The following is a 12823-nucleotide window of genomic DNA, read 5'->3' as shown; positions in this document are numbered from 1 at the left end:
GACGTTTCACGTTGGGATAATGTGATCTCGCTCCAATTACATCCTTGATTCCCGTAACGAAAAGCATACTATTGTCTGATATTCACACTTAAGCATATCTATGCGGGTAGCAGTCATGGAGCTAGACATTTTTAATCCTTCTCGGCAATTGCGTCGAGCTGTGCTCTTTTGGTTGAGTCTACTGCTGTCCTTTATCTCTTTAATCTTTCTCATTGTCAGTTGGTTGACAGGAGCAACGCCGCTCGATATTTGGGTAATGATTGTCTTTTGTGTCACCTCTGTTTTAGTCTGTTACAACACTTACCAGAAATCAGCAACACCGCAGATCACAATAACTTATGTATTTACGTTAGTAGCCGCCGTTGCCTATACGACCTTTGTCTACCCTTTAGAATATGGGATTTTTTCTTGGGCAGCGTTGTTTCCTGTGTTGTTTTACTTGATTCTCGGAAAGCGTCGCGGGATGCTCGCAACAGGGGCTGGATTTCTCACCATTTTGCTGACCGTATGCTACAAAATTTTTGTTTGCACCTTTATAGACAGCGCGCATCTGGCTGTAAATTTCTCTCTCACTTTCTTGTGCATCTGGCTAACGTCCCACATTCTTGAGGTAAAACGTAAGACATCCGAAGCATCACTTGGTCAACTGGCGTCGCGTGACTCGTTGACGGGGGTCTATAATCGCCATGCTTTAGTACACAATTTCAAACGTTACCACGATGAGAGCAATAAAGTTCCGCTGTCACTACTGATCCTCGACTTAGATTATTTCAAACAGGTGAACGACCAATATGGTCATGATGTCGGTGACAAAGTGCTGATAGAAACGGCTGCCCTACTTGATGCACTAAGTGACGAGCACTTGGTATACCGCATCGGTGGTGAAGAGTTTTGTATCGCGCTTCACGATTGTGACCTGCAACATGCTAGACACAAGGCGGAGCTGATTCGTCACACTATAGAGCGCTATGAGTTCAGCGGAGGCGAAGAGGCCATTAAGCTAACCGCAAGCATCGGCGTCTACCAGTGCCATCATTTCGACAGCTTAGAGTCGGTATTAAAAGAAGCGGATAAAGAACTCTACCGGGCTAAAAAGAACGGTCGAAACCAAGTGATGGTTTGCAACGAGCAAGCATGCTCTGTAGTAAGCTGAAACCTTAATACGTGCGTTAAAGCACTTTTCTTCGCTAGATTAAGCAAAAACACAAGGAAGTTAACTATCGACTGTGCTAGGTTTTCTATATCGATTCTATAAATGATGGATATGGATGGACCCATTAGCCTTTGCTACTGACTCGACCTATGGGGTAGTAATTCATCGAAATTTCCGCCCGCTTTACGTCGATGAGAAATATGCGCACATCTATGGTTTTCAGAGCGCAGAGCAAATCATGCAGCTCGACTCCTTGTTCGAAATCATCGACTCCGACTTTCACATTGCTGCGCAGCAAGCCTATGACGACGTAATGTCTGGCGTCGCTGTACCTGGCGTTCGTTCTTACGTCAACCAAGATATTCAAGGCCGACACTTTACGGTACTCACCGTTGAACATATCGTCGATTTTCAAGGCGAACCCGCAATGCAAATCACGGTAATCGATATGTCTAGCTTAGACAAAGCCAACGCACTGGTGCGAGAAAATGAGCGCAAGTATCGGGAGCTTATCGCCAACTCTTATCAAGGCATTATCGTCCATCGTGATTTCAAGCCCTTAATGGTCAATCAAGCCTTTGTCGATATGACCCGAGCACCCTCCATCGAAAGCCTCCTAGCCTGCCCAGACATACTGCCACTCATCCCAGAATCTCGCAGGCTCCAAGTTAAGGAGAAATACAAAAAGCTGATTTCCGGTGACATTAAAGGCTTTAGTTCAGAAGTTGAAAACCAGTGCTTTGATGGCAGTAATCGGATATTCCAGTTGTACGAAAATGGCATCGATTGGGATGGTGAGCCAGCAGTACAGTGTGTCATGGTTGATATAACGGACAAATACCGCCTCCAGCAAAAGCTTGCATTTCGCGCGAAACACGATGACCTTACTGGCGTCTTAAAGCGCAATGCACTCTACGATTACTATGAACGATTAGTGAAACCGCTTGAGTCTTGCGCATGTGTCATGCTCGACATCGACAATTTTAAGCAGGTCAATGATAAGCACGGCCACCTCGTTGGTGACCAAGTCATCGTGCATGTTGCTTCTTTATGCCAAAGTGCCATGGAAGGGATCGGCGCCGTCGCACGCTGGGGCGGTGAAGAATTTCTAATTTTACTTCCCAACATATCAAAGGAGCGAGCAAACCTAATCGCCTCCAGTCTGGTCCAGCAATTAGAACAATATCGATTTCAAACAGAAGTCAATGAGATGTCAGTGACCATGAGTGCTGGGCTGATTTATTTTACTCATTGTGACTTAGAGCTAGACAAGCAAGTAAGCCTTGCCGATATCAACTTGTACAAAGCCAAAGCAGAAGGGAAAAATCGCTTGGTCAGCTCTTCTTTCACTGCACATTATTCCGATTCTTCTTCAAAAACAACATTGTAATTTTCCGTATAGGTACAATGAGGTTGTCGGCTACACGTAAAGAAACGACGCCCTTTGTGCTCTCCTTGGCTGGCGACTTTGATATTCATCGGGCTTCCGCAACGCTTACAAAAGCGGACTTCTTTTTCTGGCTCGATAAGATCAATATGAGCAGCGAGTAAACGACGTAAGCGCCCTACTTGATAGCTGTGTTTTATACTGGCACCGATCAGGGGAATGGACGCTGATTTACATACATGCATCAGCAATTTTTGACGCTCAACCTTGCCTTTATCGAGCTCTTTACCGTTATCGAGCTCAATGACGACGCGAGGATGGAGTGTTCTAGGATCGCACACGACAAAATCAAAATAGCTTTTTGCGATACGATTATTGGCGATGAACCAAGCTTTCTTATCGGTTGCTAATGGTGCAACAGCGTTAGCCATGCTGACTTTAGCCAGTACCAAACCATGGTTACCCACCGCAGTCACCAACGCGTTGTAGAACGCGGACTCTTGCATGTTAAGCAAAGGCCCTTTCTTTTTGTAGGCACTGTCTTTGAGTTCGTCAGGTTTCAAGTATCGGCGTTGAACGACTAAAAAGAACACCACCAATATGACAACAACTATAAAAACACTTTCCATTTGCTACCTGACTTACTCACATAGGTTATTTACTTTATTATTAGATTTTATACGCTTACGGCAACAAGCTGTTAGTTTTTTTGCGAAGGTGGCGTAGGTAAGCTGAGCTTAATGACGACCCTATCCTCTGGTTTAACCACATCAAAGGTTCTTCCCCAATGCTTAGTCACCAAGGATTCAAGCAAACCACTTTGCAGAGCTTTGCGCAGCGACTCTTGGATGGGGTCCTGATAATGGGCATATTGAGGTGAAAGATAAAAGAAGAAATCTCGTTCGTATTCCATCATTAAGTGCTTTTCAATCGACAGATGTGGGTTTAACTCCGCTTCTGCGAGGATTTCGTTTAGCCCTCTGGGAAAGTAATTCACCTCACCTTCACTGTCCAAACGCCAATAAAGCGAACGCCACTCACCGTCTTCAAGATAGACTGGAAGCTGATTAGTGCGCCACACGTCCACATCAAACCAGTTAACACCAAGACCAGCAACTAGACCGGACTGTTTCAGTTCATCCAGTGTATTGATGGCATTAAATCGCGTTTGTAACCTTGGAGGAATTAAGAGAATGCGTTTACCAATCAAGCCATTGGTTAGCGGGATATCGATAGGCACAAATCGTTCGTTACGTTCATTGGTTGATAGTAGCCAGGTTAAACTGAGCGCCCCTGACTCAACCATTTTAATCGCACGCTTTTGTGGAATGTGTTTACTGGGTGAACTGATCTCTACTTGGTAGCCATTTTGCGTCAGTGATTCATACAACAACTCGTGATAAAACGCATGGCCACCATCCACCTGCTTCTGCAATGAGAGAGAAATGGTTTGCTGTGCCATTGCTCCCGATGAGATGACAAACAAAATCAGCAAGCACAACTTCATGCATTCTCCTTAGAAATATTTACTCACTATGGTTTGATAAGTTGTGAGCCCAGAGGCCTGCCGCTCTACTTTTACTCGATCAATCCCAGTTTGCAGTTGCTTAACTACTTCATCTTTAACAGACAAATTAAAAGCGTAGTACAATTCTCCCTCTTCGAGTATATGCACCACTTGTAACTCTTCACTGGTAAGACCCTGTTTTTTGAGCCACCAGCGAGCCACGTTCTCTTCATAGGCCCAGACATCGATCCTATCTTTGGCGAACTGCTTAGCTAAAGTTTGAGGGACCGAGCTTTCAACCATGGAATCTCTTGGCACGCCCAGCCCTAATAGCAGCTGCTCACCAACGTCATCGCGGATAACCCCGATTCGATATTGAGCCATATCCATAGGGTGATTGACCTCTATATTCTTAGAGCGCTTGGCCAAAATCACGATTCGCGTCTGTATGATAGGCCCTGCCCACTTGAACAGCATTTCTCGCGCTTCTGTTCTGGTTGTGGCAAAAAGTACCGTATTGGGGCGAATCAAAGCACTGCGGTAAGCCCTAGGCCAAGGTTGCACTTTGATATCACTACGATTGACTTCATGGCCAACCGCCTTGCTGGCCGCGAGAAGCAAGTCAACAGAAATACCTGTCACGGACTGCTGCTCAGAATAATTAAATGGTGGGTACTCTTCGGTGAGGTATTGGAGGTTAGCGAATGTCGTTGCCTGCGTATGACCAACCGTAAGCCAGATTAGACTGAGAGTGAAAATAAGATATCGCATAGACAACCTCATAAGTGTTGAGCGTCTACTAATACTTTAGAGGTCGTTATGCTTTACGTCTAGAAATTGACTGGCAGGTCTATTTCGACATGGCTTTCTTGTAGCTGCGTTCAGGGCGCCCTACCGAGCCATAATTGAGATCCGCTTCCAGCTCGCCACTACTAATAAGGTATTCAAGGTAACGCCTTGCCGTGGTTCGGCTTGCTCCAATTTTTTCTCCCGCCTCATCAGCGGTTAAGGAAACGGGCTCCGTAAATAACGCTTTGATTTTATCGAGCGTCACCGCATCAATTCCCTTGGGCAGTCGGTTAACGGCTGGTTCATTAGAGTTTGTCGATTGAAGCATTTTGTCGACAATGGCTTGGTCAAGGTCGCTCGTGTGTGTCAGTTGACGTTTCTGCGCAACGTATTTGGTTAAGGCAGCCTCTAAACGAGGGAACATCACTGGCTTTAACAGGTAATCGACTACGCCACCCCGCATCGCCTGCTGTAGCGTATCGACATCTCGCGCGGCGGTGATCAGGATGACATCACAGCCTAAGTTTTTGCCCCTTAGCTCATTAAGAATATCTAGCCCCGAACCGTCGGGTAAATGGACATCCAGTAACAATAGTTCAGGCTCTAGAACATCAAATTGCAGATTCGCTTCCATCTTTGTGGTCGCAATACCAATCACTTCATAGCCCCCGAGTTGCTCAAGGTACTTCTGATGCAATTGCGCGATAGCAATGTCATCTTCAATGATCATCACTTTGGTGCTCATACCACGTCACCCTTTGGTAAATATACGGTCATCCTTGCTCCATTCTCCTTGTTATTGGCCATTTCTAACTCACCTTGATACCGCAGTGCGAGTTCATTAACTAAATGCAATCCTACACCACGCGTATGAGTGTCTTTGGTCGATACGCCTCGTCGCACTAGTGTTGCTGCGCTAAGGTTTTCAGGTAAACCGCAGCCTTGATCGAGAACTTCAAGTATCAATTCATTTCCATAGTCACTGATAGACACTTCTATACGGCGTCTATCCGGAGTAAAACTTGGCTCTCGGTTAATTGCGTCTCGTGTCGCATCAAATGCGTTATCTATTAGGTTACCGACTATTGTAACGACATCTTCGGCGTTAATGCGATCAGGCAAAGGTTGTAATCGTGAACCCTCTTCAACAATTAACTCAAGGCCCAGCTCTCTCGCTCGCTCTGTTTTACCAAGCAGCATTCCCGCAATTAGCGGCTCTTTGACTGTTTCGCGAAGAAATTCAATAAGCGCCTGATAATGTGCAGTTTCTTGACCAATCAAATGCTGAACCGCATCGAGTTCCCCCATTTGAACCATACCGCTTATCGTATTGAGTTTGTTGCGGTGCTCATGGGTTTGCGAACGCAAAAGATCGGCATATTCCTTCGTTTTGGCAAGTTGTTCAGTCAACTCGGTTAAATCGTCACGCAACCTAAAACTGGATACTGCTCCCACGACATTTCCATCAACAATAATGGGGCTGCGGTTTGCGATTAAGCGTTGCTGGTTAAGGTAGAGGTTGATGTCATGATCGGTGCGTGCAGTGGTCAATACCGTGTGTAAATCACTGTCGGGCAAGACTTCACTAAGTGGTTTATTCAAACATTGCTCTTTATTCAAGTTAAGAATCTGACACGCGCTGCGGTTAATTGAGCGCAAACGACCTTGGTCATCAATACTGAGAATGCCCTCTTTGAGCGTTTCTAAAGTGACATCTAGTTCTACGTAAAGTCGGCCGATTTCCTCAGGCTCAAAGCCAAGGATCGCACGTTGAAAACGCCGCGATGCATAACTCGAAACAACCGCATTCGCTGCAACCACAATTAACGCCATAATGATGAGATAAAGAAGAAACGGTTCGACGCGATCTTGTAACCTATCGAGTAAGTAACCCACCGAAACCACACCGATAATGTTACCGGCAGAATCAAACACCGCCGACTTACCGCGTACAGAGTAACCCAATGAACCTTGAGCGGTTGAGATGTATGACTCGCCATCGACTAAGGCACGCTTGTTGTCGCCTCCTTTCATTGGTAAACCAATTCGCTCGTCGACCGGGTGCACAATACGTACACCTTGTTTATCACCAATAACGATAAAAGCAGCACCAATGAGCTCAGTAAGATTGCGATAGCGCTGTTGGACATCAACCGAAGCGCCAGATTGAATGGTATCGATAACGAACGGTGAATTAGATAAGAACGACGCGACACCTAGGGCCTTTTGCCCCATTTCTTCTTCTTGAGAGTGCTTAACGTAAATAAACCCTGCGGCGACAAGCAGCATTAGCTCGATCAAACCGGATAAAGTCATGATAATCAGCATTCGTTTTCGAAAGCTGATACTGCTCCATTTCATACCTTCTCCTTGTTAGCAAACTAGGCTATCACTTTGTCTGAACGGCAACGAGCGGCATGTCTCTATTATGTGAATGAAGTGTAGATATAATTGAGTGATTCAATAGTAGTTATAACTTACTTTTATAAACTGTATATTTTTAGTTCAACCATCGGTTAAACCGAACCATCACTTGATTTAAATCAAAAAATAACGTGGTGTTTTTTTGAACTAATTACGCAATCCTCTTGTATAATTATTAAGCGCATAAAGAGCGTTCAACGTCATGGGTTAACGGCAAAAATAAAAAACTAAAGCCGTACAGTTTTGAGGGAAACACAATGAAAAGGGACATTTTTGGCATTTGCCTTTCACGTAACATGCTGTCGAGTAACTTATCCGGCACTTTCACACATGTCAGGGCTTATACCAAGGCTAACCTTGGGGAAGATGCAAAGGTAATGCATGCTTTTCCTCAGCTATCAGGCAAAGAAGTGTTAGCGAATATGGAGTCGGCACGATCTCTAGTCTGGCGTGCAGAGTTTGCTTGTTTAGAACCAAAGTAGTTATCCACTTTAGGCTGTTTAAAGTTACAAATAAGGGAAGCGACTTGCTTCCCTTTTTTGTTGTCTACTCAAAGTGCTTCTGTGAGCGTGAGGCTTCAACAACCTGCGTTAAGAACACCAACCAACTGTCTGTTTCAGTCGAAGGTTTTTTAGCATTGGCTTTGCGCGCAAACTCTAACGCCTCTGAATTGCGGCCCAGTTTATGTAGAACTTGAGCCCTGAGCAGCCACACCTCTACCTGCCCTAACTTAATCCGCTCTAACGCCGCCAATGCAGGTTGATATTCACCTTGCCGATAGTGAATCTGCGCGATGTTCAAATAATACTGTTCATCGGTTCGAGCAAGTTGCTGCCATACCTCAATCGCTTTATCCCACTCTTTCGCCTTTTGCCACAAATAAGCCTGTTGAATCCATTGTTCCTCAGTTAACGACTCAGACTGTGACAACTGGCTTGCGGCTCTTTCTGGAGCTCCTTGCTGTGAAAGTAGCTGTAAGTATGTCTGCAGCTCTTGGCTGGTAAGTTCAACAAGTTGTTGTGCAACCCCTAAGCTCGCGAGCGCCGCATTAGGCTTGTTTTGTCTCATTTGAACACTGACTAACTGCCGCCACCAGAGCGCGTTATCTGGTTGATGACCAAGCAAAGACTTTAAGCTGACCTCTGCGCCAGACCACCATTTTAGCTTTATCTGCGAAGCGAACATCAAAGTGAGAACTTCGATCTTCTGCTCTGTGGTACTAGGTTTGACACTTTTTGCAGCGTTAATGGCTTTTTGCCAATCTTCTAATTGGTAATGCGCTTTGGCCATTTTCAACCATAGCGTGTTTAACGACTCTCCTGTGGTCTGATTGACTAATGAATGATAGAGAGTGACAGAGGATAGGTACTGCTGCTGATTGAAATAGAGATCCGCAAGCATCATCTTAACTTGGTATAGCTCATCACCAGATAATGATCCGGTATTCAATGCCCGCTCTAACTCATTAACCGCCTTCGAAGCCTGGTTAGAGCGCCAATAGTAAACCCCTAAGCTGCGCGCCACTATCGCTTCATCGTATCGACGCAAATTGTCTAGTGGCTGCAATATTTCGATGGCACGTTTAAGCTCACCCTCAGCGTCCATCTGCTGAGCTTGATGTAATTTCTGGCTTGTATAGCGAGTCAGTTCTGCCGCAGAAACCGAACCGCAAAATAAGGCAAAAGCTAACGGGAGTATCTTAATCATTTGGGGTACTTAAACTCCAATTTCACGGTTTGGCCAATCTGGGTAATCGCTTTCCCCTGAGCCAACTTCGGCTGATATTTCCACTGCTTTAACGCCTTAAGTGCTTCACGTTCGAATAAACGCTTGGGTTTCGCTTCAATAACCTCCAACGCCACCGGAGAGCCGCTTTCATCAATGTTGAATCGAATAATAACGTAACCTTCAGCTCTTCTTTGACGTGCTTTGGCTGGATAAAAAGGCTCAACACGATAAAGTGGCATAGCTTGTTGTGATGAGGAAACCTGCACAGAAAGGTTAGCTTGTTGAGAATAATTAACCGGGGCGATATTCGCGACACTGACATTAGTGTTGGCCACCTCAACCTCTACGTTACCGATAGGCAGCGCTGAGAGCGCGCGATGGGGTTCGCTAACATGGCTTTTAGGCGACGTTAAGGTGTCACTCACCTGAGGCTCCGGTAGTGTTTCTTTTGGCTCAGGCAAGCTGCGCGTGCGTCTGACAAGCTGGTCTTCTTGCTCAGATACGATAAAGTCGACTGACTTTACGGCAACAGCCTCTGCCGTCATGCTTGGTGTACGAACCAACCATGCCATGGCGACAAACACGATAAACGACAGCAAAATAGCGATGGGAGTGACGACGATGAAGCGACGCATTATGGCTTCTCCGCTGCCAACGCAATCTGTGTAATCCCCGCCCCTCTTGCTGCGTCCATGACTTTTACTACCACGCCATTCAACGCCTTTTCGTCTGCCTGAATAACCAATGAACGACTGGTGCTATTGAGCAGCAACGCTTCCAGTCGGGCTTGCACTCTCTCCACATCGACACGTTGTTTGTCGAGAAAAATTTCATTGCTGGCGGTAATCGCGACAAAAATCCCCGCCTCTTTCTTGTTCACCACATGACTGGCCTGTGGGCGATCGACATCAATGCCTGATTCTCGAACAAAGGAGCTAGTAACAATGAAGAAAATCAACATGATAAATACAATGTCGAGCATTGGAGTCAGGTCTACTTGCGCTTCATCCTGCTTGGCTTGTCGTCTACCTAATCTCACCACTGCCTCCTAAGATTTTTTCCAATGTTTGCATCTTTCTATGACATGTTTTTTGTAGTCGAGCGTGAGTAAAAACGCCGACGAGAGCAGCCACCATACCCGCCATGGTGGGTAATGTCGCAAGTGCAATACCTGACGCCATCAATCTAGGATCGCCATTCCCTTGTATAGCCATGATATCAAACACCGAAATCATTCCGGTTACAGTACCTAGCAAGCCCAACATTGGGAACATCGTCACTAATAGCTTAATCAATGCCAGATTCTGACTTAGCTCTTGATTCGCGTGTGAAAGCCAACCCATTCGAATTGCATTGGCATACCAAGAAGAGCGTTCATGTCTCTCTCTCCAGCGCGATTGAATGGTTTGAACAGTGGAAGGAAATATCGCGAACAGGTAATAGATGCGCTCTACCACGAGTAGCCAAAACAGCGCCATGATAGAGAAAAGGCACCAGAGCACAATACCGCCTTGGCTCATAAATTTGTTAAATGATGCAAAAACTTCACCTTCAGGTAAAAGCCATTCCCATCCGTTAACAATCATATCTATCATAGGGGTTGCTCAGCCGGTTTTAATGATGCGCGCTCTGCTTGTTCTGCAACGATCGCCACACCCTGCTTTTCGAGAATATTGCGCAGCTTTTCCGCCTGTGTGGATAATAAGTTATGAGCCAATAGCAGTGGCATCGCTGCCACCAAACCCATTACGGTAGTGACCAGCGCCGTAGATATCCCTCCCGCCATGACTTTCGCATCACCACCACCAAATAGCGTAATGACTTGGAAGGTTTCAATCATTCCCGTTACTGTCCCTAATAGACCAAGCATCGGAGCTAATGCAGCCAGTAGCTTTAGCATGGAAAGGCCTTTTTCTAGATGAGACTGCTCATCCAAAATAACCTCGAGTAGCCTCAACTCTAGTGCCTCTGGTGTGCGATTAGGTTGCTCCTCCAACACCGACAATACCCGGCCTAGTGGATTGTCATTTGGTTGATTAGGAGATTTGAGCTGCTGGGCGATTTGTCGCTGAATCGAAAAAACCACGCCACCACGAACAATTGCGATCACCATACCGACGAGGAACAAAGCGACAATGGCCATCCCCACCACACCGCCAGACTCGACTCTTTCCATCAACGAAGGTTGTTTGGCTAACTGATCAAATACTTGACCATGAGTAGGGTCAAGTGAAACAGAAACAAACTCGCCCGGAGATTGCGCCGTTAAAAAGTCAAACGTTGGAGCCTGCGAGGGTTGTTTTTGTAGAGGCTTAGCCAACTGAGAGTCTGGTTGCCAGTCGACAAAACCATCCTGCCCAATTAACGCAAACGCGCCAAGTTGAAATACAGGCTGCTCTGAGATTTGGCCCCCCTGCATCACTTGATCAACCTGGATCGCTTGGCTGCTCGACTGCTGGTGAATTTGTCGCTGCAAGATGTGCCAAAGACGGGTTAACTGAACCATATCAGGCATGCGATTGGTTTCGACTAGCTGATTTAACTCTTTAAGCGTGTCAGGCTGCCCTGCACCACTCACCGTAACGTTTAACCCTTCATTTAGCTCCTTGGCTGCTTGTTTGGCAACACCAAACACTTCCCCTAAGCTGCCTGTTTCTAATCTCAGATTTTGCTCTAGTTCAGCAAGTTGCAACTCATTGCTGGTAAAGGTTTCACTTAACTTGCTATTTGTTTGTTTAAGCCGATCATGCTCAGCCTGAAGCTTTTGCTTTACAGCGAGCAGCTCTGCCTCCTGATGTTCGAATTTTGCTTCTCGCTCTTGGTTATGCGCGATTTGAGACTTTTGTTGCAAAGAAACCTGCTCTACCAGATCCGAGGCTGACAACGCATGGAAAGAAAGCAAACAGCTCGCTACAGCAAAAATTTGAGCTAACTTCATCTTCATTTCCCCGTAGCTTGAATTTGTATTGGCAAGGTGATGAGTTCAGGAGCAATGCGCTGGCTGGCAACCTCATAAGCCCGATTTAGCGACTGAGTGTGGCTCGAATCGTAAGCCAACCATTGGTTATTGTTCTGATCCCAAAGCCAATAGAGCCCATTCTTTTCGCTACGAGCAATCAAAGCCAAACGGCCAAGATGCAACAATTGAACATCACGCAGAGTGCCCTCAATCTCAATTTGATCTTGATAGACACCTAACTTATTGCCGTATTCAAATTCAATCAGATACGCATCGAGTACAAGTCGGAATTTTTCCGCTTCGCTTACGTTAGATTGAGCCATTAACGCTTCTAAGTTCTCAATCCGAGTGATTCGCTGCTGTTGTTTGATCGGCATGCTTTCATCGCTGAAACGCTTTAGACCATCAATCATATGGTACATAAGCGGAACTAAGCCCTGCTTAGTCTGAGCCACATTGCTGAGTTGTTCGTTCAAGCTCGCAACTTCATCAGCCTGACTCTTTATTAATGCGTTCAAGTGACGTTGATAAACCTCGAGATCGGAATTTTGTCGTTTTAGCTGCTCAATTTCCTGGCGCAATTGACGAATTCGTTCATCACTCTCATCGATTCGTTGTTGAGTCGCGACTGAGGCCGAATCAGTTTGGCTTTGGATGGTCATCGCCTTATCGATGCCTGTTGCGGAGGCGGCGACACTCGCGAACAATGCACTGGTGACAATAGCAGGTTTGGTAAACTTCATGGGTTAGCTTTTATAAAGTGACAAAAATGTCGAATTTTCTCGTAGAAACACATAGTAAAGAGATCACACCAAACTTCAACTTTGCTCGCGAATCTCTTTCATCCACACTACTATAATCCCATAACCCGATAAA

14 protein-coding genes are annotated in these 12823 nt (G+C 45.8%); 3 read left to right on the top strand and 11 right to left on the bottom strand.

What is annotated here, in order from left to right:
- Nucleotides 1–115 precede the first annotated feature (115 nt).
- Both RH45_RS10905 and RH45_RS10900 read left to right on the top strand, forming a co-directional pair.
- Nucleotides 116–1153 carry a GGDEF domain-containing protein gene (locus tag RH45_RS10905; protein ID WP_008077000.1) on the top strand — a complete coding sequence of 346 codons (1038 nt, stop codon included), beginning with the start codon at nucleotides 116–118 and terminating at the stop codon, nucleotides 1151–1153.
- Nucleotides 1154–1268: 115 nt separating this feature from the next.
- The gene (locus tag RH45_RS10900) at nucleotides 1269–2543 is read left to right on the top strand and encodes a sensor domain-containing diguanylate cyclase (protein ID WP_008076998.1); all 1275 of its coding nucleotides are present in this window, start codon (nucleotides 1269–1271) and stop codon (nucleotides 2541–2543) included.
- Here the strand turns inward: RH45_RS10900 and RH45_RS10895 are convergent.
- From RH45_RS10895 to RH45_RS10875, 5 genes are all read right to left on the bottom strand, one after another.
- The gene (locus RH45_RS10895; RefSeq protein WP_008076997.1) at nucleotides 2510–3169 is read right to left on the bottom strand and encodes a DUF2726 domain-containing protein; all 660 of its coding nucleotides are present in this window, start codon (nucleotides 3167–3169) and stop codon (nucleotides 2510–2512) included. The two genes, RH45_RS10900 and RH45_RS10895, sit on opposite strands and share 34 nt — an antisense overlap.
- A gap of 71 nt (nucleotides 3170–3240) precedes the next feature.
- On the bottom strand, nucleotides 3241–4047 hold the full coding sequence (locus RH45_RS10890) for a hypothetical protein (protein WP_008076995.1): 807 nt from the start codon (nucleotides 4045–4047) through the stop codon (nucleotides 3241–3243).
- Between the two features lie 9 nt (nucleotides 4048–4056).
- Entirely contained in the window at nucleotides 4057–4818 is a 762-nt protein-coding gene (locus RH45_RS10885) for a substrate-binding periplasmic protein (protein WP_008076993.1), read from the bottom strand.
- Nucleotides 4819–4897: 79 nt separating this feature from the next.
- Nucleotides 4898–5581, bottom strand: a complete 684-nt coding sequence (locus RH45_RS10880; RefSeq protein WP_008076991.1) for a response regulator — start codon at nucleotides 5579–5581, stop codon at nucleotides 4898–4900.
- Nucleotides 5578–7197: an ATP-binding protein gene (locus RH45_RS10875; protein ID WP_008076990.1), complete on the bottom strand. Its 1620-nt coding sequence runs from the start codon at nucleotides 7195–7197 to the stop codon at nucleotides 5578–5580. Before RH45_RS10875 ends, RH45_RS10880 begins: the two co-directional genes overlap by 4 nt.
- Before the next feature lie 320 nt (nucleotides 7198–7517).
- Here RH45_RS10875 and RH45_RS10870 point away from each other — a divergent pair, with 320 nt between their 5' ends.
- Nucleotides 7518–7742 (top strand): hypothetical protein, encoded by a 225-nt coding sequence (locus RH45_RS10870; protein ID WP_008076987.1) that lies wholly within the window; start codon nucleotides 7518–7520, stop codon nucleotides 7740–7742.
- A 64-nt stretch (nucleotides 7743–7806) separates the two neighbouring features.
- Here RH45_RS10870 and RH45_RS10865 read toward each other — a convergent pair whose 3' ends face one another.
- From RH45_RS10865 to RH45_RS10840, 6 genes are read right to left on the bottom strand one after another with little or no spacing between them, the layout of a single operon-like run.
- Nucleotides 7807–8967: a tetratricopeptide repeat protein gene (locus RH45_RS10865; RefSeq protein ID WP_008076983.1), complete on the bottom strand. Its 1161-nt coding sequence runs from the start codon at nucleotides 8965–8967 to the stop codon at nucleotides 7807–7809.
- The gene (locus RH45_RS10860) at nucleotides 8964–9623 is read right to left on the bottom strand and encodes an energy transducer TonB (RefSeq protein ID WP_008076981.1); all 660 of its coding nucleotides are present in this window, start codon (nucleotides 9621–9623) and stop codon (nucleotides 8964–8966) included. Before RH45_RS10860 ends, RH45_RS10865 begins: the two co-directional genes overlap by 4 nt.
- Nucleotides 9623–10027, bottom strand: a complete 405-nt coding sequence (locus tag RH45_RS10855; protein ID WP_008076980.1) for an ExbD/TolR family protein — start codon at nucleotides 10025–10027, stop codon at nucleotides 9623–9625. The genes RH45_RS10860 and RH45_RS10855 overlap by 1 nt, the downstream gene beginning before the upstream one ends.
- Complete coding sequence (locus tag RH45_RS10850) at nucleotides 10014–10583, bottom strand: MotA/TolQ/ExbB proton channel family protein (RefSeq protein ID WP_008076978.1); 570 nt, start codon at nucleotides 10581–10583, stop codon at nucleotides 10014–10016. The genes RH45_RS10855 and RH45_RS10850 overlap by 14 nt, the downstream gene beginning before the upstream one ends.
- The gene (locus tag RH45_RS10845) at nucleotides 10580–11932 is read right to left on the bottom strand and encodes a MotA/TolQ/ExbB proton channel family protein (protein WP_039958522.1); all 1353 of its coding nucleotides are present in this window, start codon (nucleotides 11930–11932) and stop codon (nucleotides 10580–10582) included. The genes RH45_RS10850 and RH45_RS10845 overlap by 4 nt, the downstream gene beginning before the upstream one ends.
- Nucleotides 11929–12690, bottom strand: a complete 762-nt coding sequence (locus RH45_RS10840) for a DUF3450 domain-containing protein (RefSeq protein WP_008076975.1) — start codon at nucleotides 12688–12690, stop codon at nucleotides 11929–11931. The genes RH45_RS10845 and RH45_RS10840 overlap by 4 nt, the downstream gene beginning before the upstream one ends.
- Nucleotides 12691–12823 lie beyond the last annotated feature (133 nt).

The organism is Vibrio sinaloensis DSM 21326 (genome assembly GCF_000189275.1).
GTDB lineage: Bacteria > Pseudomonadota > Gammaproteobacteria > Enterobacterales > Vibrionaceae > Vibrio > Vibrio sinaloensis.
This window is presented reverse-complemented; position numbering and strand designations above follow the sequence as displayed.

What these genes read in the sequence shown, in the direction of transcription:
- RH45_RS10905 (WP_008077000.1), top strand. Translation starts at nt 116, where the DNA reads ATGGAGCTAGACATTTTTAATCCTTCTCGGCAATTGCGTCGAGCTGTG.
- RH45_RS10900 (WP_008076998.1), top strand. Translation starts at nt 1,269, where the DNA reads ATGGACCCATTAGCCTTTGCTACTGACTCGACCTATGGGGTAGTAATT.
- RH45_RS10895 (WP_008076997.1), bottom strand. Translation starts at nt 3,169, where the DNA reads ATGGAAAGTGTTTTTATAGTTGTTGTCATATTGGTGGTGTTCTTTTTA.
- RH45_RS10890 (WP_008076995.1), bottom strand. Translation starts at nt 4,047, where the DNA reads ATGAAGTTGTGCTTGCTGATTTTGTTTGTCATCTCATCGGGAGCAATG.
- RH45_RS10885 (WP_008076993.1), bottom strand. Translation starts at nt 4,818, where the DNA reads ATGCGATATCTTATTTTCACTCTCAGTCTAATCTGGCTTACGGTTGGT.
- RH45_RS10880 (WP_008076991.1), bottom strand. Translation starts at nt 5,581, where the DNA reads ATGAGCACCAAAGTGATGATCATTGAAGATGACATTGCTATCGCGCAA.
- RH45_RS10875 (WP_008076990.1), bottom strand. Translation starts at nt 7,197, where the DNA reads ATGAAATGGAGCAGTATCAGCTTTCGAAAACGAATGCTGATTATCATG.
- RH45_RS10870 (WP_008076987.1), top strand. Translation starts at nt 7,518, where the DNA reads ATGAAAAGGGACATTTTTGGCATTTGCCTTTCACGTAACATGCTGTCG.
- RH45_RS10865 (WP_008076983.1), bottom strand. Translation starts at nt 8,967, where the DNA reads ATGATTAAGATACTCCCGTTAGCTTTTGCCTTATTTTGCGGTTCGGTT.
- RH45_RS10860 (WP_008076981.1), bottom strand. Translation starts at nt 9,623, where the DNA reads ATGCGTCGCTTCATCGTCGTCACTCCCATCGCTATTTTGCTGTCGTTT.
- RH45_RS10850 (WP_008076978.1), bottom strand. Translation starts at nt 10,583, where the DNA reads ATGATAGATATGATTGTTAACGGATGGGAATGGCTTTTACCTGAAGGT.
- RH45_RS10845 (WP_039958522.1), bottom strand. Translation starts at nt 11,932, where the DNA reads ATGAAGATGAAGTTAGCTCAAATTTTTGCTGTAGCGAGCTGTTTGCTT.
- RH45_RS10840 (WP_008076975.1), bottom strand. Translation starts at nt 12,690, where the DNA reads ATGAAGTTTACCAAACCTGCTATTGTCACCAGTGCATTGTTCGCGAGT.